The sequence below is a fragment of the Leifsonia sp. A12D58 genome (assembly GCF_047530025.1).
Classification (GTDB): Bacteria; Actinomycetota; Actinomycetes; order Actinomycetales; family Microbacteriaceae; genus Cryobacterium.
In genome coordinates this window covers 775060-798063 of sequence record NZ_JBLJAT010000001.1, presented here as the reverse complement: position 1 = coordinate 798063, position 23004 = coordinate 775060, and the positions used below count along the sequence as shown (strand labels likewise).

Genomic DNA, 23004 nt, shown 5'->3' with positions numbered 1-23004 from the left:
TTTACAAATTCTACGCGCCCGCGCGTCGCTTATTCCGCCAGCCTAGACCTGTCGGCCACAGAGACGCGGGCGCGAACAGTGCTCTGGCCCGTTCGGCTGGGGCGGCACCGGCCTCGATCGCCCGAATGAGAAGGGTCAGATCTTCTGAAACCTGCTTGCTCACGTCAACTGGGCGCCCGCTGGGATGTTGCTGTGACTGGCTGTAACGCAGCAGCTCCTCGGCCACCAGAAGCCGATCAACTGCGGCGGTGACGGGCGACTCGTTCCCGGCTCGCTCGGGCGGCCACGGGGCTCCCAGCACCGCACAGAGGTGCGATGCACGCTCACGGAGAGTCGAGGCCTCCCGCACGTCGATGCCATGATCGCGCAGGGTATCGGCGATTTCTGTCCACGCAACACTTTGTCGAGCTCGCCCTGTACGGATCTTCACCAGACGAATGCGCCGTCTGGCACGTCGAATCAGTGCTGGAATCAACAAGACACAGAGCAAGGCCACCAGGGCGATGGTTCCCCGCGCCGCGTAGCCCTGCTCAGATGCTCCGGTATCCCCCGCAGCCACCCCGCCCGAATCCGCTCGTTCCTTGATTTCGTTCTGTGCCGGCGCGTTCGTCGGCTGTACAGGGGCCTGGGACGGATTGGCGGTTGAGTCCTGCTGCGGCTGCGCGTAGTCGGGCACGGAACCACGGCCAGGCGTGGGTTCGAAGGCGAGCCATCCCACGCCAGGGAAATAGAGTTCGGGCCACGAGTGCAAGTCATGCGAGTCCACGACGTACTGGCCATAACCCTGGGTGACGTCGGTGACGCGGCCTCCAGGCAGGTACCCGACTGCGATCCTGGCCGGGATGCCGATATCTCTGGCCATCACCGCCATCGCAGAGGCGAAGTGCACGCAGTACCCGCGTTTGACGTCGAGGAAGGCTGCGATGACGTCAAGACTGCCACCGTCGTATCCGCTCTCGACAGGCGACTGCGTGTCGTAGGTGAAGAGGCTGCTGCGCAGGTAGTCCTGGATGGCGAGAGCCGAGTCGTATGGCGATGCTGACCCGCTTGTCACCTCTCGGGCAGTCGTGCTCACAATCTCGGGGATGTCTTCTGGAAGTGCGAGAGTGAACTGGATGTTAGGCGGGTAGTCGGTACTCGAGGAGCGCAGCTGCCCCTCTGTGGGATGCAGTTGCAGCGCCGTTACGTTGTAGGTCTGTCCTCTGGCCGTCGGATCAGCACCGACGATCGTTTGGTTGCCGTTCAACCAGGTCCAGTTCGAGTCGAGACCGCTAACGCTGGTCGCAGGGACAGGAGACGGAAGCCACGTCGTTCGCACGTTGTCGATCGTGATCGACGTGGAGCTTTCGGTCCTGTCGACATCGTCGGCCAGACCTTCAGGCGTGTCGATGAAGGCCAGGCTATTGCCGCCTTCCGTGCCGTCACTCGACGTCCAGATCGCCCCCTCGAGGGTGTCAAGGGTGAGGAGCTTGAGATACGGCGGGGAGTCAGCCGTTGTCGAATAGTGCAGAGCCTTGGTGGATTTCGGCCGCCGTAGGTCCTGGCCCAGGTCGATCATCGGGCTGACGCCGGCACCGAACAGAAGCCCGCTGCCGCGTGAGCTTGCCACATCCCCCGACGACAGCGGTGGGGTGCTGATCGTGAGCACGAGAGCAGCGGTCACGGCGATAGCTCCTACTGACACAGCGCTCCAGATGGGGCCGGGTGGCGTCCGCGTGCGGGCGACGGTGACCTGGGGCGCAGCGGTTGCCGTCTGGCGTTGTGACGTCGGCGTTGTTGTACGGGGCATACCAGCGAAACGCCGGATGCGAACGTCGATCCGAAGCAAGACGAGGTAGGCGCAGGCGGTCAGGACGAGCACCGGTATGTTGGCCCCCTCCTCCGTGATAAAGCCCGGAATCAACACTGTCACCAGGGCGGCGAGCCCCGCGAGTGCCGGCACCCTGAACGAGATAGTCACCACATCCATGGCAATCGCGAGCAGCCCCGCGCCGCAGGCAAGCAGGAATACGATGCCATCGATCGGTTCGGCCGGCGTGCTCTGCTGGACGATCGAGTTCGTACCGATGTCGATGAGCTCACCGAAGCGGGCGAAGGTGCCAGGCATTGGAATCAGCCAGAGGAGCCCTGTTCCGGCTCCGAAGAACAGTGTCAGCGTGACGATGAAGACACCGAAGGTCGCGAGCGGCGCCGTGACCCTGTTCAGACCCAACCGCCGAAAGAGGGCAGCGGAAACCAGAACGATGGCTGCGACGATTGTCATCAGCCACCACCACCCACTGCCGCGAAGAAGGTCGTCGAGAGCCAGGTTGCTTGTCGCACTCAGCGCGATCAGCGCGATGGTGAGTTGCCAGTACGGGCGAGCTCTCGGCCGCTGCGGCGTGAGCTTCGGCGCCTGGTCGCCCTGAGGGGGCCTCTCGGCAACTGCGGCACTACGAGACACCGTAGCCACCTCGCTCCCGTTGCACGCGTTCCCATGCTTCAGCAATGTCGCGAGGAGAACGCAACGGTATGCACGTCCATCCCGCGCCCTCCAATTGCTCCACAGCTGACCGCTTCACCGTTTCAAGGACGAACGCGATGGCCGGCTTCGCTCGTGCGCGGAACGCCGCGAGCCGCACCGTCTCGTCACCATCAGGATCAACGAGCACAGCGAACGTCGGTATCGGAGTGATGCGTGTCGCACTGCTCGCGACAGACCACGACATGTTCGATTCACCATCGGGATCGGGAATCCCGATGGGAACGACACTCGCCAGGCCTTCAAGCAGCCCCCTGTCACCGCCGGGATACGTGAACAGGCTCGGGGTCCCCCCCGCCAGTCCCCCTGATTCGCCCTGGGTCGACGGCGAGAGCTGACTGGGCCCCGTCTCGATCAGCTGGAGGAGGAACCCCGCAGACATCAGGTGGATCCCGATCGATGCGACCATCTCGATCGCCAGTTCGAACGCTTGGATGTGTCGCTGATCGGGGTCGAAACCCAATTCGCCCTGAGGCTGATGGCCGCTCAAGGTCGTGTCGAGGATGATGCGGGCCTCCGGATTGCTGCGCTGTTCTTCCTGCCGCACCATGATTTCACCGTGTCTGGCCGTCGCAGGCCAGTTCACTCGCCTGAGAGGATCTCCTGGGCGGTATTCCCTCGCGATCAGCTCGTCGGAGTTCGGGTTGATGTGCCGGAGCAGTTCATGCATCACCCCGTCACCGCTGGCCAGACTGATGCCATTGCCAGGCAGGATTGTGATGCGGGGGGTGACGATCAGGTCGTGAGGTTCACCGATCCTGCGTTCATTTGAGGCCATGCCGAATGGATCGCTTCGGCTGATGATCACGGGACCGACGCCGTAGATGCCCCGTTGACTGGGGGTGAGCGTGTACTCGAGGGTCGCGGTGTCCGGGCCGCCCTCGGCGCCAGGAGTGTACCGGTCAAGGGCGGGGAGCAGGGTCCCCGGCGGCGCCGTCAGGCCGTCGTCGATCACATCTCTCCAACTGGTGCCGTACAACGGCCGAGAACCGAGGTTGCGCAGCTGAACCGACACGATGGCATCCGCTCCCGCCGCGACGATAGACGGCCGAAACACCCGGGTCACGCGGAGCCTGATCGGGTGGATGAGCACGGCAAACACCGCGACGACGGGAACCATGATCAGGACGGCACCGATGAACAACACGTCGGTCCTTCCACCGATGACTGCACCGACGAACATCGCCACACCGAGTCCGAGGAAATACAAACCTCGTACGCTCAGTCGTGGAAGACGTGCCACACCCGCTTGCCCCTCCCCCGAGTTCATACGACTATGACCTGTTCTGCACACCCAGCGGGACGGGCGTCGCCGCAACTATGCGACGCACAATATCTTCGACGAGGGGGGCGCTGTCTTGGTGGTGGTGCCCGAGCGCGCGACTCGTCGGCATCAGACGGTGCCCGAGCACAGGAATTGCCAGTGAGTCGATGTCATCCGGCAGCACATACTCGCGGCCGTGCAGCGCTGCCTGCGCCTTGGCAGCCCGAACAAGCTGAAGCGTGGCCCGAGGACTCGCCCCCAGACGGAGGTCGCGGTCATCTCGGGTCGCCCGCACCAGGTTCACCGCGTACTCCTTCACTGCGGGAGAGGCGAAGACTCCGCGTGCGGCTGTCATCATCGCGCGCAGCTGCTCGCCTGACACCACGGAACTGATGCGCGAAAGTGGACTGCTCGTATCCCGGGCATCGAGCATCGTCAGCTCGGACTCGGTATCTGGATAGCCCATTGAGATGCGCGCCATAAAACGATCTCGCTGGGCCTCTGGAAGTGCGTATGTGCCTTCCATCTCGATCGGGTTCTGGGTGGCGACGACGGTGAACGGCGAAGCGAGGCGGTAGGTCGTGCCATCGACGGTGACCTGGCGCTCTTCCATGCACTCCAACAGCGCAGATTGCGTCTTCGGACTAGCCCGGTTGATCTCGTCACCGATCACGATGTTCGCGAACACTGCGCCCGGCTTGAACTCGAAACGACCTTCTGCCTGGTTGAACATCGACACGCCGGTGACGTCGGACGGCAGCAGGTCTGGTGTGAACTGGATGCGGCTGACACTGCAGTCGACGGACTTCGCGAGTGCCTTGGCCAGCATTGTCTTTCCGACGCCTGGGACGTCTTCAAGAAGCAGGTGCCCCTCTGCAAGCAACACAGTCAACGCGGTGAACACTGCGTCGTGTTTTCCGTCGATCACTGTCTCGATGTTGCGCACAATGGCCTCGCCATAATTTTGCACATCTGCCGGCGGCAGGATGGCTTCCTGCACCGGTGTACTGGTCATACCTTTGCTCCCTGTAAATAGCTGGCGACTGCTGCCGGCACGTATGGAGCGACGTCGCCACCGAGAGCAGCGACCTGACGCACCAGAGAACTTGAGACGTGCGCGTGTGCCGGGTCTGGGAGCAGGAAAATCGTTTCGACGCCGGCCAGATTGCGGTTGACGATCGCCATCGGCGTCTCGTATGCCACATCGATCTGCGAGCGGATGCCCTTCACCAAGACGCTCGCCCCGACATCGGTGCAGTAGTCGACGAGCAGACCGACACTCCATGACGAGACGATGATGTTGTCTGGCAGACCGCCCTCGACGATCGCCCGTTCAAGCAACGCGACACGCTGCGTGATCGGAAGAAGGGCCGATTTGTTCGGGTTGTGCACGACAAGTACGTGGAGTTCGTCAAAGAGCCCGGCTGCCCTCTCGATGACATCAAGATGCCCGAGGGTGACGGGGTCGAACGAACCAGGGACAACGGCGATCCTGCGCATAGGTTTCACCCTAGCGCCACCGCGAAGTCCTGTAGCCACTACACAGGAAGGTGTCGGCTAGTTCCGTGTCAGCGACGCGCGCTCCGCGTCGCTGAGTCGCCGCTCGACAGCCTCACGCAGCGCAGGCACTGCAGCCAGCGTCGGGTCGTCGCTGAGGGTCTCATCAGCCGCCACTCTGGCGTCTGCGATCAGATCGCTATCGGAGGCGACCCGCAACAGCCGCAGCGCTGAACGGCCGCCGGACTGCATGTTGCCGAGCACATTGCCCTCTCGGCGCAGCTCGAGGTCGACCTGGGCAAGTTCGAAGCCATCGAGAGTCTCTGCGACTGCCTCGACCCGCTCCCTGGCCACTGACTCCACCTCGGCCGCTGTCACGAGCAGGCAGAGGCCAGGCACCGATCCACGCCCGACACGACCCCGCAGCTGGTGAAGCTGAGAAACACCAAATCGGTCGGCATCCATCACGACCATGGCAGAGGCGTTTGGCACATCGACGCCGACCTCGATGACTGTCGTGGCGACGAGCACGTCGATCTGCCCCGCGGCAAATGAGCGCATGATGAGGTCTTTCTCCTCACCTGACATCCGGCCGTGCAGCGCCTCGATCCTGGCGCCGGCCAGCGCCGGATTGCGGCGCAGCTCGGGCACCAGGGTTTCGACGGCTGTGGGTTGCCTCGTTGCATCACCAGATTCTTCGAGTGCTGCGTCGTCTTCGAACTGCTTCGGCGAGATCGCAGGGGCCACAACGAATGCCTGCCTGCCGAGGGCGAGCTCTTCGGCCAGGCGCATCCACACGCGTGTCACCCACGTCGGTTTCTCTGCAAGCGGCACGACGAACGTTTCGATGCCCGCCCTGCCGGCAGGCAACTCGGCGATGGTACTAATTTCGAGGTCGCCGAACACCGTCATGGCGACCGTGCGCGGAATGGGCGTGGCAGTCAGCACCAGCACATGGGGTGGCGTCGTGCCCTTCACCCTGAGCGCCTCACGCTGTTCGACACCGAAGCGGTGCTGCTCGTCGACGACAACGAGGCCAAGGTCGAAGAATTCAACTTTGTCACCGAGGAGCGCGTGGGTGCCGATCACGATCCGGGACTGCCCTGACACGGTGCGGAGCATCGCCTTACGGCGCTCTGCCACGCCGAGCTGGCCGGTGAGCAACGTCGGCATCAGCTCCGCAGAGAGGTCGGGGCCGAGCACCTGGGCGATCGAACGGATGTGCTGCGCAGCGAGAACCTCTGTCGGGGCGAGCAGGGCAGACTGTCCGCCGCTGTCGGCCACTGCCAGCATCGCCCTGAGCGCGACGAGGGTCTTGCCTGAGCCGACCTCTCCTTGCACGAGCCTGTTCATCGGCCAGGTCTGGGCGAGATCGGCCGAGATTTCGGCACCGACCTGCTTCTGGTCGCCGGTGAGGGTGAACTTCAGGGCAGCGTCGAAGCGCTCCAAATAGCCGCCTGGCACCGGAACACGTGGTGTCGACCTGGTTTTTCTGGCAGCGAGTCGTGCCTCGAGCAGCGCGGTCTGCAACACGAACGCCTCAGTGAAACGGAGGGTGTCCCTGGCCGTTCGCCACTCGGCATCCGTGTGCGGTCGGTGCACCAACTCGAGTGCTTTGCCGTGCGTGAGCAGCCCGCGTGATCGACGCACCTGCGCGGGGATCGGATCGGCAACCCCGCCGTGTGACATCGCTGTGCCCAGACTGTCGAGGACAACCTCGATCGACTTGTGCACCTTCCAGCTCGGAAAGGCGGCAGTGGCCGGGTAGATGGCAATCGGCGATGCTGCCCATTCGGCAGCTGTCGCATCATGAAGGAGGTCGGCACCATCGGCTGTGGCACTGGGGAACAGCGTATAGTCGGGATGTGCCAGCTGCAGATTGCCGTGATAGTCGGAGACCTTGCCGGCGAAGATGCCCCGAACGCCCGGCACCAGCTCTTTCGCTCGCCAGGCCTGGTTGAAGAAGGTGAGCGAAAGGATGCCCTTGCCGTCGGAGATCTTCACCTCGACGATGTTGCCGCGCCTCGACTTCATCGTCCGTTCGCTCACCGACCGCACCTCAGCGACGATGGTGACGTTTTCGTCGAGCGGCAATTCGCTGAGCACTGTCAGCTCTCCCCTGCGCGCATATCGCCTCGGGTAGTGACTGAGCAGGTCGTTGATCGTGCTGAACCCGAATGCCTTCTCAAGTGCGCTGGCCGTGCGACCGCCGAGCACCCCCGCCAACTTGGTGTCGAGCGATACCTCGCCGATGGCATCACTGTTTGGTGCATCGCTGTTTGGTGCATCGCTGTCTGGTGCGTCAGCTTCTGTACGATCTGCGCGAGGAGCAGGGGGTGTTGCGGTCATTCTTTGATGGTAGGCGAGGCCCCCGTCATTTCTGCGAGTTCAACGGCAACCGATGCCTCTGCAGGGCGCTCCGCGGCCAGCTCGCGCTGGATTGCGATGGCCTCATCGGTACGTCCGAGGGCACGCAGGCATTTGGCTTTTGCCCAGCGAGCGACGAAACGCTGGTTCTCAGTTCCGACAGTTTCGGCTATGTGCAGTGCTGATTCGAAATGGTCGAGGGCGGCATCCGGATTGCCCGCATAGAGCAAGCGCCAGCCCAGGTTGTTGTGGAACGCGACTCCCCAGCGCCTCGTGCGGGGATCGGCGACTGAATCGAGAGCGTCTATGCCCTCGTGTGCCCACTCTTCTTCGTGACCGGTGTCGACGAGAGCGAGCATGTGAAGCGCATCGAGGGCGATGAAGGCTGAGCCCGCCGCCGACGCCTTGCGCACGGCCGTCAGCAGGAACGGCACAGCCTCATGCGGAAGGTCGCGAGCGACCAGCAGCCTGGCCTGCTCGAGTGCGATACGCGCGTCAACGAGCGCAGACGGAGACGGGAGGCCTTCCGCTGCGTCGTCAAGCACGGCGACTGCGTCATCGAATTCCTCCGACGCCCCGAGGGCTCGAGCCAGCTGGGTGAGGTACTCGGCCTTCACCACCTCGTTGTCGGCCTCATCTGCCGCCGCACGAAAACGCTCGGCCGATGCCGCCGGGTCACCGAAATCCCACAGTGAATCCAGTTGAGACTGATCGAGCGATGTGCCGTCATCCACCGTCTCATCCTGTCACCGCGTCTGCGTGGCGGCGATAGGCTCGATTCATAATGACTCGAATTGTCGCCGGATTCGCCGGCTCCCTTCCCCTGGCCGTACCGAAGTCGGGAACCCGGCCAACCAGCGATCGGGTCAGGGAGGCCATCTTCTCGGCGCTTGACGCCCAGGATGCGCTGAGGCACGCCCGTGTACTCGATCTGTACGCGGGTTCGGGTGCGCTGGGACTGGAAGCGGCAAGCCGCGGTGCAAAGGCGGTGACCCTGGTCGAGAAGAGCTTTGGCGCAGCAGCGATGTGCAGGAAGAACGCCGATGCGCTACTGAAGGCAGCGCCCAAACGCGACGCACCGACGATCAAGGTCTCGAGCCAAGCCGTGCAGGCGTTTCTCGCCGGCTCACCGGCGAGCTACGACCTGGTGTTCCTTGACCCACCATACGAACTCACCGATGCTGAACTTGCCGCAAACCTCGTCGCGCTGGCCCCACGACTCGAGCCGGATGCACTCGTCGTGGTCGAACGCAGCTCACGGTCGGCAGAGCCCGACTGGAGCGGCGTTCTTGAGATGACGAAGCGCAAGGACTACGGCGACACGACCGTCTGGTACGCCCGGCCCGTGCAGGCAGACGAGAGCTAACCAGGCGGCAACTGGGCTAGCCCGCCGCAGCGCCGTCCCAGCCACGATACGGATCCCAACCGCCCTGGCTGTGCGGCTTTCCATCGATCGAAATCACTCCGGCATCTGCCGTGACGGTTCCGATGCGACTGAATCCGCCTGGCAGCGTCGCGCCTGCCGGGAACGTGGCAAGCAGTGCGTGGTCTTCGCCACCGTTCGCAGAGATCTCCGGTGAGTCTCCGAGCGCTGCGGAGTTGAACTCGATGCCGACGCCGCTTGCACGGGCGATACGCCCCGCGTCGATCGCCAATCCGTCAGAGACGTCGAGCATGGACGTTGCGCCGGCATCCGCTGCCAGGGGGCCGTCGCCGATCGGCGGTTCTGGACGTAATTGGGCGGCAATGAGATCGGGATGTTGCTCGGCTATGCCGGCCGCGAGCATCGCGTCAGGAACACCGTCAGCGTCGACGGCATGGGTGAAGAGCAGGTTCAGTCCCCTGGCTGCCTGTCCCATCCGTCCAGAGATCGCCACGACGTCGCCCACCTGTGCGCCGGAGCGCAGCACGGGAGTCCGGCCGTCGAGGTCTCCGATGGCCGTGATCGCCAGGGTAAGCACGGTGGATGCCGACAGGTCGCCGCCGACGACACCGCAGTCAGGTGCCAGCGCCGCGCAGCATTCCCGTAGCCCGTCTGCAATGCCTTCAAGCACGGAAACTGGTGTTGCCGGCGGGGCCGCGATCGCCAGAAGCAGTGCGGTGGGATGCGCGCCCATCGCCGCGACATCCGACAGGTTCGTCGCAGCGGCCTTCCAACCGAGGTCGGTGGGACTCGACCAGGCAAGGCGGAAGTCAGGGCCATGGATCATCATGTCTGTGGTCACGACGTAGCGCCCGTCAGGTGCGGCGACGACGGCGGCATCGTCGCCAGGACCGAGCAACTCGGCGCGAGCAGATGGCAGTCGAGGAAAGATTCGGGCGAGCACGTCCGATTCGCTCAGGTCGGCCAGTGTGAGTTCGTCAGCGCTGCCAGAAGCGGGTTCCGCAGAAAGTGTCATGCTTGAAACGGTAGCCTGAAAGGGATGACTCTCCGATCCGCCCGCATCCGCCTGGCCGCAGCACTCAGCGTCGCTGCCACCAGCATCCTTCTCACCGGCTGCGCCGCAGCTGTGCCGCTGCAGCCCGCTGCCGACGCCAACAACCCCGCATGCGCCGATGTAATCGTTCACCTGCCGGCGTCTGTCGCCGATCAGGACGAACGCGAGACGAACGCACAGGCGACGGGTGCGTGGGGTGATCCTGCTGCGGTGTTGCTGCACTGCGGCGTGCCGGTGCCGGGGCCGACCACGACGCCGTGCCTGAACGTCAACGGCATCGACTGGCTTGAGGACGATTCAGAGGCGCCGACGTACCGCTACACGACGTACGGTCGCGACCCTGCAGTCGAACTCGTGATCGACTCAGAGGTCGTCAGTGGCTCTACGGTTCTCGTCGACCTGGCAAACGCCGTGTCGTCGATTCCGGCGACGGGCCAGTGCGTCGGAGCCGAAGATGTGACGTTGCCCACTTCAACTCCGACGCCGTAGCCGCCGATCAGGCTGCGTGTGACAGCGCGACAGCGATCAGTTCGTCGATGAGTTCTGGATACGTGTACCCGCTGGCCAGCCAGCAGGTCGGGAACATCGAGATGGGCGTGAAGCCCGGCATGGTGTTGATCTCATTGATCACCCAGCCGTCTGCGGTGAAGAAGAAGTCGACCCTGGCAAGCCCTGCGGCATCGATCGATTCGAAGGCGCTGATTGCCAGCGCCTGCATCTCGGCGAGTTCGGCGTCTGTCAGCACTGCAGGGCAGACCAGATCGATACCAGGCGCATCGAGGTACTTGGCGTCGAAGTCGTAGAACTCACGCCCTGACACCACGACCTCGCCGGCAACCGAAGCGCGCGTCGGCTCGCCCGGTCGGCCCTGGAGCACTGCAACTTCGATCTCACGCCCGACGAGAGTCGATTCGATGAGCACCTTGTCATCCTCGGCCAGCGCGATTTCCATTGCTGCCGCGAGTTCATCCTCTGAGCGCACCTTGCTGACACCGACGCTGGAACCGGCCCTGGCCGGTTTCACGAATGCAGGAAGGCCGAGAGAGGCGATCGCTGCATATGCAAGACCCTCGTCATTCGCCCACTGCGCGGCCGTGATCGTGCGCCAGGGCGCGACCGGGATACCAGCTTGCGCGAACACTGTCTTGGTGAAGTGCTTGTCCATGCCGAGAGCCGATGCGAGCACGCCTGATCCGACGTAGGGCAGGCCGACCAGTTCGAGCATGCCCTGGATGGTTCCGTCTTCACCGAATGGCCCATGCAGGATGGGGAATACGAGGTCGACAGCGCCGAGCGAACGGCGCGACCCATCTGGTTCAACAACAGTCAGTTCTCGTGTCAGCGAGCTCTCAGGGAAGTGCACCCTGGTGCCGTTGTCGACGATCTGAGGAAGCGCGTCGACGTCGAGCGCGAATTTTGCCGAGTCGTCGTCTTCCAGGATGAATGCGCCATCACGCGTGATTCCGACCGGAATCACGTTGTAGCGCTCGCGGTCAATTGCCGCCAGTACTCCGCCCGCTGTTGCGCAGCTGATCGAATGTTCGCTTGAACGCCCCCCAAAGAGCAGCGCTACCGTGAGCTTGTCCGTCATCAATCGTCCTTTCGCCCTGTGGCTGCCCGGTGTCGGTGGTGAGGTGAGGTGCGATGTCACGCGGAGCGAGGGTGCCGTCGAGAACCTGACGCACCTGCTCTACGATCGGCATCTCGACACCGCGAGCCTTGGCGAGCTCCAGAATCGGTTTTACAGAGGCTAGTCCCTCTGTGGTCTGCTGCATCTGCTTCACCACGTCGTTGTAGCTGTAGCCCTGACCGAGGAGTCGGCCAGCAGTATTGTTGCGGGACAGCGGTGACTGGCATGTCGCGATCAGGTCGCCCAGCCCGGCAAGGCCGGCCAGGGTCTCCGGCTGCGCGCCGTAGGCCACCGCGAAGTCGGTCATCTCGACAAGTCCCCTGGTGATGATGGATGCCTTGGTGTTCTCGCCATAGCCGACACCGTCGACGATACCGATGGCCACCGCGATGAGGTTCTTCAGCACGCCACCGAACTCGGTGCCGATCACATCGGTGTTGACGTACGACCTGAAGTACTTGTTGCTGGCCAGCATGGCAACAGCCTGAGCTGTCTCCAGGCTTGCCGACGAGACGACGGCGGCCGTGGGCTGTTCCTTCGCGATTTCAAGCGCCAGGTTGGGTCCGGAGATCGCAGCGATCTTGTCGAGCGAGATCGGCAGGACCTCGGCGATGACCTCGCTCATGCGCAGGCCGGTCGAGCGCTCAACGCCCTTCATCAGCGACACGATGATCGCGTCTGGCGCCAGGAATGGCTCTGCGGCGATGAGGTTTTCGCGCAGCGACTGGCTCGGTACCGAAACGAAGACCTGCTCGGCGCCCCTCAGCGCTTGCTCAAGGCTCGACGTCGCGTTCAGCCCGGCAGGAAGGTTGATTCCCTGCAGGTAGTCGCTGTTACGGCGAGCCTCTGAAATCTCTTTGGCGAGCTCTGGGCGCCTGGCCCACAGCACGACATCCGCTCCACCGTCAGCGAGAATTTTGGCGAAGGTGGTGCCCCAGCTGCCGGCTCCCAGTACTGCGACGCGTGTCGGCGGCTGAACTTTAGGCTTCAAAACGGCCTGTCTCTTTCTGGTCGTGTGCTGCAGGATTCCAGCGCTCGAGCGGCGCCTTCTCCTGGCGAATTTCTTCGAGGAGAACGGTGATCGCGTCCATCACCACTGCAGTCGCTGCGGTGAGCGTCGCACTGTCGAGCGGGCGTCCCCTGAACTCTGCGAGGTCGAGCGGATCCCCGATCTTGACGATGATGTGCTTGCGGGGAAAAATGCTGATCTTCTTGGAGTAGCGCGGCATGAGCTCCTGGGTACCCCAGTGGGCAGCAGGAACGATGGGGATGCCGCGCTCAAGCGCGACCCGCACCGCCCCCGTCTTGCCCCGCATCGGCCACAGGTCGGGATCGCGAGTCAGCGAGCCCTCCGGGTAGACGACGACCATTTGGCCCTTCTCGACCATGAGCTCCGCAGCCTTCACCGGCTCGCTGCCACGCACTGAACCGCCACGCTCGACGGGGATCTGGCCCGACTTCCTCAAGAGGTAGCCGAGGACCGGAATCTTGAACAGTGAGCCCTTCGCCATGAAGTGCGGCAGACGGCCGAGCTTCCAGGCGGCCACACCCATGACGAGAGGATCGATTTCGCTGTAGTGGTTGGGCGCAAAGACGAATGCACCGCTCCGCGGAAACTTCTTGCCGTCCCTGATGTCGTACTTCACGGCGAGGTTCATGATCGGGAGCGCAATCGCAGCCAGCAGCCAGAAGATCGACGGACTACTCTTTTCCGAGCGCGTTCGCGCGGGAGTAGAAGGAGTCACAGGGTCAGGAAGGGAATTCGATGCGGGCACAGACCCATTATCCTTCGAGATCGAAGTCCGCCCCGAGCAACGCCAGCTTGGTGATGAAGTTTTCATAGCCGCGGCTGATGATTCCGACATTGCTGACTGTCGAGGTTCCCTCGGCAGAGAGCGCCGCGATGAGGTGGCTGAAGCCACCACGCAGGTCGGGAACTTCAATGTCGGCACCGTGCAGCTTCGCCGGTCCCAGGATGACGGCCGAGTGGTTGAAGTTGCGCTGACCGAATCGGCACGGATGGCCGCCGAGGCACTCCTTGTGGATCTGGATCGTTGCACCCATCTCGACAAGTGCGTCGGTGAAGCCGAAACGCTGCTCGTAGACGGTCTCGTGCACGATCGACATGCCCTTGGCCTTGGTGAGCGCTACAACGAGCGGCTGCTGCCAGTCCGTCATAAAGCCGGGGTGTACATCCGTCTCGATGATGACGGGCTTCAGGTCTCCGCCCGGGTGGTAGAAACGGATGCCGTCGTCGTGGATCTCGAAAGCGCCACCGACCTTACGGAACACGTTCAAGAAGGTCAGCATCTCTGGCTGCTTGGCACCGCCAACGAAGATGTCGCCATCAGTCGCCAGTGCGGCGGCAGCCCAGCTGGCAGCCTCGTTGCGGTCGAAGAGTGCACGGTGGCGGTAGCCCTCGAGACGCTCAACTCCCTCGATGCGGATCACGCGGTCGGTGTCGACCGTGATGATGGCGCCCATCTTCTGCAGGATGTTGATGAGATCCATGATCTCGGGCTCGATCGCTGCGCCCTTGAGCTCGGTGATGCCCTCGGCACGCACTGCAGTCAGCAGCACCTGCTCTGTGGCGCCGACGCTCGGGTATGGCAGGTCGACCTTGGTGCCCTTGAGGCCGTTAGGTGCAGACATGCGAATGCCGTTCGGCTGCTTCTCAACAACTGCGCCGAACTTGCGCAGCACCTCAAGGTGGTAGTCGATCGGGCGGTCGCCAATGCGGCAACCACCGAGGTCGGGGATGAATGCTTCGCCGAGGCGGTGCAGCAGCGGACCGCAGAACAGGATCGGGATGCGCGACGACCCCGCGTGGGCATCGATGTCGGCGAAGTGAGCGCTCTCGACGTTGACGGGGTCGAGGATGAGATCGCCCTCTTCTGCGCCGTCAGTGACCTTCACCCCGTGAACCTCAAGCAGCCCACGCACGATACGCACGTCGCTGATGTTGGGGACATCCTTCAGGATGCTGGGGCTCTCGCCCAAGAGCGCGGCAACCATCGCCTTGGTGACGAGGTTCTTAGCCCCCTTGAGTTCGATGCGTCCGACGAGCGGGATACCGCCGCGGATGGTGATTTTGTCGCCGAGGAGACCGACGGCAGCACCGTGGTTCTGTGCGTCTTCGCCGAGTGTGCTTGTGCTCACTAATTACCTACTTTGCAGGGAGTGTCTGGGGTCGCCATGACTCCCGTTGGGATTCGAATTCTGCAATTCGCGCTTCATCACGCAGTGTCAGCCCGATGTCATCGAGGCCTTCCAGCAGCCGCCATCTAGTGTAATCGTCGATGTCGAAACTAACTGAGAGCGTACCCAGACGGACAGTTTTGGTAACGAGGTCGACAGTCATTTCTATTCCCGGCTCTGCCTCCATCGCGCTCCACAGCGCTTCGGCATCCGCTTCGGAAATCTCACCGGCGAGCAGTCCCTGCTTGCCTGAGTTTCCGCGGAAAATGTCGCCGAAACGGGGGCTGAGCACGACGTCGAAACCGAAGTCACGAAGCGCCCAGACGGCGTGCTCGCGCGAGGAACCCGTACCGAAATCGGCACCGGCAACGAGCACGCGAGCACCCTGGTACGCCTGCTGGTTGAGCACGAATTCTGGGTCCTGGCGCCAGCCGGCGAACAGGGCGTCTTCGAAGCCTGTCTTGGTGACGCGCTTCAGGTAGACGGCGGGAATGATCTGGTCTGTGTCGACATTCGAGCGACGGAGTGGAGCGCCGACGCCGGTAACCGTGGTGAATTTCTGCATGGCTACTTGGCCTCCTGCTCTGCCGTGACTGGTGAAAGCGAATCCTGGGTCAGATCCCAGGGACTCGACAGCGTACCCCTGATGGCTGTCGCAGCCGCGACCAGCGGCGAAACCAGGTGCGTGCGCCCGCCCTTGCCCTGCCTGCCTTCGAAGTTGCGGTTACTCGTCGACGCGCAGCGCTCACCGGGAGCCAGCTGGTCAGGGTTCATGCCGAGGCACATTGAACAGCCGGCAAAACGCCATTCAGCGCCGAAATCGGTGAAGATCTTGTCGAGGCCTTCAGCTTCTGCCTCGATCCGCACGCGGGCAGAACCAGGTACGACCATCATGCGGACGCCATCGGCCTTCTTCCGCCCCTTGATGATCTCTGCAGCAGCACGCAGGTCTTCGACCCGGCTGTTCGTGCACGAACCGAGGAATACGGTGTCGACACGGATATCCTTCATGGGCGTTCCAGCCTGGATGTCCATGTACTCGAGCGCACGCTCGGCGGCTGAACGCTCGTTGGCGTCCAGGATATCTGCGGGGTTCGGCACTGCTTCGGAGAGCGAGACGCCCTGGCCCGGGTTGGTACCCCAGGTGACGAAGGGCTCAAGCGTGTCTGCATCGAGGATGACCTCTGCGTCGAACGTCGCACCCTCATCGGTGGCCAGCGTGTCCCAGTATGCGACGGCGTCATCCCAGTCCTGTCCTGACGGCGCGTGTGCGCGGCCCTCCAGGTAGTCGTAGGTGATCTGGTCTGGTGCGACCATGCCTGCGCGGGCGCCGGCTTCGATCGACATGTTGCAGATGGTCATGCGGCCCTCCATCGAGAGCGAGCGGATGGCGCTGCCACGGTATTCAAGTACGTAGCCCTGGCCTCCGCCGGTTCCGATCTTGGCGATGACGGCGAGGATGATGTCTTTCGCCGTGACACCGGGGCGCAGTTCGCCGTCGACGGTGATCGCCATCGTCTTGAACGGCTTCAGCGGCAGGGTCTGCGTCGCCATGACGTGCTCGACCTCGCTCGTACCGATGCCGAATGCCATCGCCCCGAATGCTCCATGGGTCGAGGTGTGCGAGTCGCCACAGACGACCGTGATGCCAGGCTGCGTCAGACCGAGCTGCGGTCCTACGACGTGAACGATGCCCTGCTCGATGTCGCCGAGCGAGTGCAGGCGAACGCCGAATTCCTCGCAGTTGCGGCGAAGCGTCTCGATCTGGGTACGGCTGGTGAGGTCGGCGATCGGCTTGTCGATCGCGAGAGTCGGCGTGTTGTGGTCTTCGGTCGCGATGGTGAGGTCAGGACGCCGGAGCGGTCGACCCGCCATGCGCAGTCCGTCGAATGCTTGTGGGCTGGTCACCTCGTGCACGAGGTGCAGGTCGATGTAGATCAGGTCGGGAGTACCGTCTTCGCCCTTGGCGACGAGGTGCTTGTCCCAGACCTTTTCGGCCAGAGTGCGTGGGCGATCGCTCGCAATTGATGCGTTAGTCATGGTGCGTCTTCCTCAGAAAATTGGTGGTCAGCCAACGACAGACTCCGCGACGAGAGTGGCCTCAGAACTGGGACTCGTCGCGGCACAGAAGAAGAAGTCGACCGAACAGCACGCTTCAGGCTAACACCTTCGACTGCCAGGGCGATGCTAACCGGAGGGTGGAATGTCTGTCGGTGCTGCAGAGTACGAATCGATGAAAATTACGCTCACGTTGTCGCTCGCTCCACGCTCCAGCGCGGCATCCACCAGGGCATCGGCAATCGTGCCGCGCAATTCTGGGGTCGCCATGCGAGGTGCAAGGATTCGATTGATGTCGTGGGCGTCAAGTTCTTTCGTGAGGCCGTCCGAACACAGCAGGAACGCGTCGTGCGCGTCGACCGGCAGCATCCAGACATCAGGGTCAACGAATTCGTCGGCCCCGATCGCCCTGGTGATGACGTTTCGCTCTGGGTGGTGCTCGGCGTCATTGGCTGAAATAAGACCGGCGTCGACCAGCTCCTGTACGGCTGAGTGGTCGATGCTGATCTGTTGAATACTGCGGCCATCCCACCGGTACAGGCGGGAGTCGCCGACATTGAAGGCCATCCAGAAGTGGCCGAGACCGTCACCGGCATCGACAAGGGCAACACCGGTGAGGGTGGTGCCTGCCACTGCAGTTCCGAAGTCGTCGGCCGCACTCAAGTCCCTGACCGCATCGTTCGACGAGTGAATCGCGTCGAGGATGCGTTCTGGCGTCGAGGGTTCGCCTGTCGCGATGTGTTCGTCGAAGACCCGGACAACCGTCTGGCTTGCTGCGTCTCCCCTGGCGTGACCACCCATGCCATCCGCCACCAGGAAAACCGGCGACTGGGTCATGAGACTGTCTTCGTTCGCGAGGCGAACTTTTCCGACATCGGTGCGCGCGCTGAACTGGATGTTAACTCGCGTAATAGGAAGCGTGAGTTGACTCTCTCCAGTGGGCGCCACGGACGTTTACTCCTCGATCGGGTGTGAAATCTCTTCGGCGAGAGTGTGTCCGCGCTTGCGCGCGTCATGCCTCGCCTTGATCAGGCTAGCGATTGTCGCGACTGACATCGAAACGATGATGACCGCGAGTGACGTCCAGGTGCCGATCTCCGGCGCCCCTTCGTACCCCTCGCCGCCGTTCAGGAACGGAACCTCGTTGGTGTGCAGTGCGTGGAGGACAAGCTTGACACCGATGAAGGCGAGGATGAAAGCAATCCCGTACTTGAGATATTCGAGCCGCTCGAGCAGACCACCGAGCAAGAAGTACAGCTGACGGAGGCCCATCAGGGCGAAGATGTTCGCGGTGAAGACGATGAACGGGCTCGTCGTGATACCGAAGATCGCCGGAATTGAATCCAGCGCGAAGAGCAGGTCTGTCGTACCGATCGCGATGAACACGATGAGCATCGGCGTGAAGAGCTTCTTGCCGCCGACGAGCGTGCGGATCTTCGATCCGTCGTACTCATCTGAGATCGGCATGTGGCGGCGCAGGAACTTGATGAAGCCGTTCTCGCCGTCGCCGTCGTCTTCCTTCGCGACGGCCTGGTGCACTGCCGTGTACAGCAGGAATGCTCCGAAGATGTAGAAGATCCAGCTGAAGTTCTCGATGAGCTGGGCACCGAGAAGGATGAAGATTCCGCGCAGGACGAGGGCGATGATGATGCCCACCATGAGCACTTCCTGCTGGTACTTCCGCGGCACCCTGAACCTGGACATGATGATCACGAAGACGAACAGGTTGTCGATACTCAGGCTGTATTCAGTGAGCCAACCGGCCAGGAACTGACCCGCGTGCTCTGCATCGCTGAAGTACAGCATGCAGCCGGCGAAGATGAGCGCCAGCGCGATGTAGAAGACGACCCACAGTGTTGATTCTTTGGCCGACGGGATGTGCGGACGCTTATAAACGATCAGCAGATCGGCAACCAGGATCAGGGACAGCAGGATCAGCGATCCCACTTCAAAAGCGATGGGAAGTTGAAGTTCCACGTGGGACCTTTCAGAGAGAAGCTGCTCTGTGGGCAGCAAGGGAGGCTGAAAGTCTCTCCCGTACCAGCTGAGCCGGCACCACCGCGCCGGGACCCCAGCTCTGCGGTCCGTACTGACGATCACGGTGTAGGACCCGAATCGGACCCGCAGGGATACTCCCCTTCACAAGGGAAAAGTCTACCTGACGAGACACCGACGTGATCGACGCCTCCGTTGAGGATGCCACGCGCGAGCTCGACCCATCGTGGGCAGCGGCACAGAGACGGAGAATTGTCAGTTAAACAAAAAAGCCCGGCTTCCAATGAAAAACTGGAAACCGGGCAGTTGTGACCCCAGCGGGATTCGAACCCGCGTTACCGCCGTGAGAGGGCGATGTCCTAGGCCGCTAAACGATGGGGCCGTTTTTGCAACTCAATGAGTATGCCACACGCATTGCGCCCGCACCAAATTGAGGAAAATACAGGTTGAGATGGGTCATTTCGGGTCTTACTCGACCGCATCCATCTCATGTTGCGCCCGCGCAGATTTGGGTATTAGCTCGCATCATGGAACTGACAAAACTTGAACATGCTGCCCTTCTCCTCGAGATCGGCTCACACAAATTGTTCATCGATCCAGGCAGCTTCACGACCCCGCTCACCGAGACCGCGGGAACCGTAGCCGTCGTCATCACTCACGAACACGCAGACCACTGGACCCCAGAACAGCTTGACCGCGTGATCGAGATGAATGAGCATGTCCAGATCTTCGGACCAGCCGGAGTCGCTGCTGCCGCACCTGGTTATGACATCACCGTCGTCACAGACGGCGACGTCGTCGAGATCGAACCATTTACCCTGCGGTTCTTCGGAGAGAAGCACGCGGTGATCCACCCGTCGATCCCGGTAATCGACAACGTCGGCGTGCTTGTCAACGATGTCCTGTACTACCCGGGAGACTCCTTCACGATTCCGGAGGGTGTCGAGGTGAACACCCTCGCGGCTCCTGCCGGTGCACCGTGGCTGAAGATCAGCGAGGCCATGGACTTCGTAAGCGCGATCGCACCCCAGCGCGCTTTCCCCACCCATGACATCGTGCTGTCCCGAGTGGGGAAAGACCTCGCTGACGCCCGCTTGAAGAGCGTCACTGAAGCTGCAGGCGGCGAGTACCACCCCCTGCTGCCGAACGAGAAGCTCTCGCTGTAGGGCTTAGCGCGTACTGGCGTCTTCGCTGGCGCGGCCGAGGCTGACCGCTGCGATCACCGCTGCGGTGAGCACCAGTGCCACGCCGATCCAGGCCGTCACACCGACGCCGCTGTCAAAAGCGTGCCTGGCCGATTCAAGCAATGCTTCGGCCTGCGATGCCGGGAGTCCATCCGCCACAGCGACAGCACCACCCAGGGTCTCCCCCGCTGCGCGAGCCTGCTCGGCGGCCAGTCCGTCCGGCAGCACAACGGCAGCCCGGTAGGACGCCGTGATCAGTGTGCCGAGAATTGCCGTGCCGAGAACGGCACCGAGTTCATAGGCGGTTTCAGACACCGCAGAGGCCGCGCCGGCCTTATTTGCCGGAGCTGACGACAGAATGATCTCGTTCGAGACGGTCTCTGCTGCACCGATGCCGACACCGAGGGCGATGAAGGCACACATCATCGTGGCAGCGCTCAAGTTGTCGGACATCAACGCGACGGCCGCGTATCCGCCTGCTGAAATGAGCAGTCCGATGGGCACAACGATACTGGCGCGCACCCGACGAGCAATCGGCACGATGACAAGTCCGGCAATGATCATGGCCACTGATCCGGGCAACAGGATGAGCCCGGCCTCAAGCGGATCCAGCCCAAGAACCAGCTGCAGGTGCTGGGCGACGAAGAAGAGTCCGCCGACCAGGGCGATGACGCTGAACAGGTTGACCAGGACTGCACCACTGAACGCCGAGCGGGTGAACAACCGCACATCGAGCATCGGGTCGTCGCGCCGCAGCTGGCGACGTACAAACCAGATGCCGGATGCGACACCGACGAGCACACTCGCGATGCCGAGAGCGTTGAATCCCTCGGTCGCCAGCTCCTTGATGCCAAAGACGATCGGCGCCATTGCGGCGAAGGAGAGCAGGATGCTCAGAACGTCGATTCGCCCTGGCTTGGGGTCCTTCGACTCTGGAATCAGGATTGGCGTGAGGATGACGAGTGGGATCAGCACAGGAACAGCGATCAGGAAGACCGAGCCCCACCACCAGTTCGCCAGCAGTACGCCACCGACAATCGGACCGAGTGCAGAACCTGCGCCAAACGCTGATGCCCAAACCGCAATTGCAAGTCGGCGCTGGTCACGGTTGATGAAGATTGAGCGCAGCAGTGACAGTGTCGACGGCATCAGCATTGCGCCGAACACGCCGAGCAGGGCACGAGCGAGGATGAGCAGCTCAGTGGTCGGCGAGAACGCAGCGAACACCGAGACGATGGCGAAGCCGATCGACCCGATCATGAGCAGGCGGCGACGGCCGATCCTGTCAGCCAGGCTACCCATCGAAACCAGGAGGCCGGCAAGGACTAGCGGGTAGATATCGACGATCCACAGCAGCCCGGCGCCACTCGGCTCAAGAGACTTCGAGATAGCGGGCAGGGCAACGTTCAGGACAGTGTTGTCGACCGAGACCAGCAGCACGGGGAGCATCAGCACCACGAGCGCAATCCACTGCTTGCGCCCGGCGCGCTCCGGTACTGGCCTGCGACCGTCGACGGCGGGGCGGGTATCCGTGTTGATCATGTGCGTAGTCACGCTTAGTTCTCGAGCTTTCATATCGTTGGTGGTTCTCCGGTTTGAATTTTACTGTACCGGCTGGACGGTATAGTAGCACGGCGAGCCTGTATTTCTCTCGATACGATGTGGACGTGACAGTGACACCTTCTACCCGCGATCGGCTGCTGACCGCCTTCGAAGACATCCTCATCGAGGACGGTGAACGAGCGGCGACCCTCGAGGCCGTGGCCGCGAAGGCCGGGGTATCCAAGGGCGGACTGCTCTACCACTTCACCTCAAAGGAAGCCCTCGCCGCTGGGCTGACCGATCGCCTGCTGGCGATGGTCACCGACGATGTCGACGAGATGAGATCAGCGCCTGAAGGTGTCGTCTCGTATTTCATCCGCACATCGGTCTCGACCAACAGCACGCTTGATCGCACGATCATTGCCGCAGCCCACCTTGCGCAGGGATCACACCCGAAGGTCAGGGAAGCCCTGCAGAAGATGCAGACGATCTGGCTCGACGTCATCCGCACCGAGGTTTCGGATCCCACTGTCGCCCGTGTGATCATGCTGTTGAGCGACGGGCTCTATTACAACTCAGCCCTGCTGCCGGCCGTCGGGTCAATCGTGCCGAGCCAGAGCGACATGGATGACCTCATCGCGCTCGTCACCTCGCTCACCGATCGCAGCAGCAGCCAGTAAGACTGGTAGACAGGCATCATGACTACGGATGCCGACCCGCTCACGTTGTTCGACAGCTGGTTGCAGCAGCTGGGCAGCCATAGACCGCCCCCGATGACCCTCGGCACCATCGACGCTGACGGTCACCCCGATGCCCGCACCGTGCTGCTCAGCGGACACGACAGCGATGCCGTCTATTTCAATACCGATATCCGCACCCGCAAGGCCGGGGAACTGGCCGCTGATCCCCGGGTATCACTCGTGCTGCTCTGGCCGCAAGCCGATCGCCAGGTGGCGATTCAGGGCGACGCCGAAGTGACGACCGACGAGCAGCAAGCCGCCGCATACGCAGCGCAGTCCCGCTATCTTCAGTTGCTCGCCTGGCAGAACGATGCCGATACCGCCGCTCTGCCTGCTGCCGAACGCCATGCGCGCTGGGCGGCCTTCGATCGTGCACATCCGGAAGGCTCACTCACTGCTCCGCCGACCTGGATCGGCTACCGCATTTCGATGCGCCGAATCACGTTCTGGCAGAGCGACGCCAATGGGCCGAGTACCAGAGTGGAGTACAGACGTGCCGGGCAGGACTGGATCGCTACGGTGCTGCCCGGCTAACACTCTGCCGGGGTGATGATGCGCCTAGGTGTTAAC

21 protein-coding genes and 1 tRNA gene are annotated in these 23004 nt (G+C 62.7%); 5 read left to right on the top strand and 17 right to left on the bottom strand.

Features of this window, described 5'->3' with window-relative positions; genetic code table 11:
* Positions 1 to 10: 10 nt before the first annotated feature.
* Genes ACMT3I_RS03870 through ACMT3I_RS03845 form a run of 6 tightly spaced genes read right to left on the bottom strand, consistent with a single transcriptional unit; the run spans position 11 to position 8383 of the window.
* On the bottom strand, positions 11 to 2443 hold the full coding sequence (locus ACMT3I_RS03870) for a transglutaminaseTgpA domain-containing protein (protein WP_414803116.1): 2433 nt from the start codon (positions 2441 to 2443) through the stop codon (positions 11 to 13).
* Positions 2433 to 3764, bottom strand: coding sequence for a DUF58 domain-containing protein (locus ACMT3I_RS03865; RefSeq protein ID WP_414803115.1), 1332 nt, complete (start codon positions 3762 to 3764; stop codon positions 2433 to 2435). Before ACMT3I_RS03865 ends, ACMT3I_RS03870 begins: the two co-directional genes overlap by 11 nt.
* 31 nt (positions 3765 to 3795) lie before the next feature.
* Positions 3796 to 4800 carry an AAA family ATPase gene (locus ACMT3I_RS03860; protein WP_414803114.1) on the bottom strand — a complete coding sequence of 335 codons (1005 nt, stop codon included), beginning with the start codon at positions 4798 to 4800 and terminating at the stop codon, positions 3796 to 3798.
* A complete protein-coding gene (gene coaD / locus ACMT3I_RS03855; RefSeq protein WP_414803113.1) occupies positions 4797 to 5285 on the bottom strand; it encodes a pantetheine-phosphate adenylyltransferase in 489 nt (162 codons plus the stop codon). The genes ACMT3I_RS03860 and coaD overlap by 4 nt, the downstream gene beginning before the upstream one ends.
* 57 nt (positions 5286 to 5342) lie before the next feature.
* The gene (locus tag ACMT3I_RS03850) at positions 5343 to 7631 is read right to left on the bottom strand and encodes an ATP-dependent DNA helicase RecG (RefSeq protein WP_414803112.1); all 2289 of its coding nucleotides are present in this window, start codon (positions 7629 to 7631) and stop codon (positions 5343 to 5345) included.
* Positions 7628 to 8383, bottom strand: a complete 756-nt coding sequence (locus ACMT3I_RS03845) for a tetratricopeptide repeat protein (protein WP_414803111.1) — start codon at positions 8381 to 8383, stop codon at positions 7628 to 7630. Before ACMT3I_RS03845 ends, ACMT3I_RS03850 begins: the two co-directional genes overlap by 4 nt.
* A gap of 50 nt (positions 8384 to 8433) precedes the next feature.
* Between ACMT3I_RS03845 and rsmD the strand changes: the two genes are divergently transcribed.
* Positions 8434 to 9015, top strand: coding sequence for a 16S rRNA (guanine(966)-N(2))-methyltransferase RsmD (gene rsmD / locus ACMT3I_RS03840; protein ID WP_414803110.1), 582 nt, complete (start codon positions 8434 to 8436; stop codon positions 9013 to 9015).
* A 16-nt stretch (positions 9016 to 9031) separates the two neighbouring features.
* On the opposite strand, the gene thiL is transcribed toward rsmD, so the two are convergent.
* Positions 9032 to 10048, bottom strand: a complete 1017-nt coding sequence (thiL, locus tag ACMT3I_RS03835) for a thiamine-phosphate kinase (protein ID WP_414803109.1) — start codon at positions 10046 to 10048, stop codon at positions 9032 to 9034.
* 24 nt (positions 10049 to 10072) lie between these two features.
* Here thiL and ACMT3I_RS03830 point away from each other — a divergent pair, with 24 nt between their 5' ends.
* Positions 10073 to 10576: a DUF3515 family protein gene (locus ACMT3I_RS03830; protein WP_414803108.1), complete on the top strand. Its 504-nt coding sequence runs from the start codon at positions 10073 to 10075 to the stop codon at positions 10574 to 10576.
* A gap of 7 nt (positions 10577 to 10583) precedes the next feature.
* Here ACMT3I_RS03830 and ACMT3I_RS03825 read toward each other — a convergent pair whose 3' ends face one another.
* The 9 genes from ACMT3I_RS03825 to ACMT3I_RS03785 form a co-directional block, all read right to left on the bottom strand.
* The gene (locus ACMT3I_RS03825) at positions 10584 to 11678 is read right to left on the bottom strand and encodes a D-alanine--D-alanine ligase family protein (RefSeq protein ID WP_414803107.1); all 1095 of its coding nucleotides are present in this window, start codon (positions 11676 to 11678) and stop codon (positions 10584 to 10586) included.
* A complete protein-coding gene (locus ACMT3I_RS03820) occupies positions 11581 to 12708 on the bottom strand; it encodes an NAD(P)H-dependent glycerol-3-phosphate dehydrogenase (RefSeq protein WP_414803106.1) in 1128 nt (375 codons plus the stop codon). The genes ACMT3I_RS03825 and ACMT3I_RS03820 overlap by 98 nt, the downstream gene beginning before the upstream one ends.
* A complete protein-coding gene (locus tag ACMT3I_RS03815) occupies positions 12698 to 13375 on the bottom strand; it encodes a lysophospholipid acyltransferase family protein (protein ID WP_414803105.1) in 678 nt (225 codons plus the stop codon). The genes ACMT3I_RS03820 and ACMT3I_RS03815 overlap by 11 nt, the downstream gene beginning before the upstream one ends.
* Before the next feature lie 124 nt (positions 13376 to 13499).
* A complete protein-coding gene (gene murA / locus ACMT3I_RS03810; RefSeq protein ID WP_414803104.1) occupies positions 13500 to 14876 on the bottom strand; it encodes a UDP-N-acetylglucosamine 1-carboxyvinyltransferase in 1377 nt (458 codons plus the stop codon).
* A 7-nt stretch (positions 14877 to 14883) separates the two neighbouring features.
* The gene (gene leuD, locus ACMT3I_RS03805; RefSeq protein WP_414803103.1) at positions 14884 to 15480 is read right to left on the bottom strand and encodes a 3-isopropylmalate dehydratase small subunit; all 597 of its coding nucleotides are present in this window, start codon (positions 15478 to 15480) and stop codon (positions 14884 to 14886) included.
* A 2-nt stretch (positions 15481 to 15482) separates the two neighbouring features.
* Positions 15483 to 16955, bottom strand: coding sequence for a 3-isopropylmalate dehydratase large subunit (leuC, locus tag ACMT3I_RS03800; RefSeq protein ID WP_414803102.1), 1473 nt, complete (start codon positions 16953 to 16955; stop codon positions 15483 to 15485).
* A gap of 147 nt (positions 16956 to 17102) precedes the next feature.
* Positions 17103 to 17921, bottom strand: a complete 819-nt coding sequence (locus tag ACMT3I_RS03795; protein ID WP_414803101.1) for a PP2C family protein-serine/threonine phosphatase — start codon at positions 17919 to 17921, stop codon at positions 17103 to 17105.
* 6 nt (positions 17922 to 17927) lie between these two features.
* A complete protein-coding gene (locus ACMT3I_RS03790) occupies positions 17928 to 18950 on the bottom strand; it encodes a TerC family protein (RefSeq protein ID WP_414803100.1) in 1023 nt (340 codons plus the stop codon).
* A gap of 327 nt (positions 18951 to 19277) precedes the next feature.
* Positions 19278 to 19350, bottom strand: a tRNA-Glu gene (locus tag ACMT3I_RS03785).
* A 145-nt stretch (positions 19351 to 19495) separates the two neighbouring features.
* Here ACMT3I_RS03785 and ACMT3I_RS03780 point away from each other — a divergent pair.
* Entirely contained in the window at positions 19496 to 20134 is a 639-nt protein-coding gene (locus ACMT3I_RS03780) for an MBL fold metallo-hydrolase (RefSeq protein ID WP_414803099.1), read from the top strand.
* A 3-nt stretch (positions 20135 to 20137) separates the two neighbouring features.
* Here ACMT3I_RS03780 and ACMT3I_RS03775 read toward each other — a convergent pair whose 3' ends face one another.
* Positions 20138 to 21694, bottom strand: coding sequence for an MFS transporter (locus tag ACMT3I_RS03775; protein WP_414803098.1), 1557 nt, complete (start codon positions 21692 to 21694; stop codon positions 20138 to 20140).
* A gap of 125 nt (positions 21695 to 21819) precedes the next feature.
* Between ACMT3I_RS03775 and ACMT3I_RS03770 the strand changes: the two genes are divergently transcribed.
* A complete protein-coding gene (locus tag ACMT3I_RS03770; protein ID WP_414803097.1) occupies positions 21820 to 22374 on the top strand; it encodes a TetR/AcrR family transcriptional regulator in 555 nt (184 codons plus the stop codon).
* Between the two features lie 18 nt (positions 22375 to 22392).
* Positions 22393 to 22968, top strand: a complete 576-nt coding sequence (locus tag ACMT3I_RS03765; RefSeq protein ID WP_414803096.1) for a pyridoxal 5'-phosphate synthase — start codon at positions 22393 to 22395, stop codon at positions 22966 to 22968.
* Positions 22969 to 23004 lie beyond the last annotated feature (36 nt).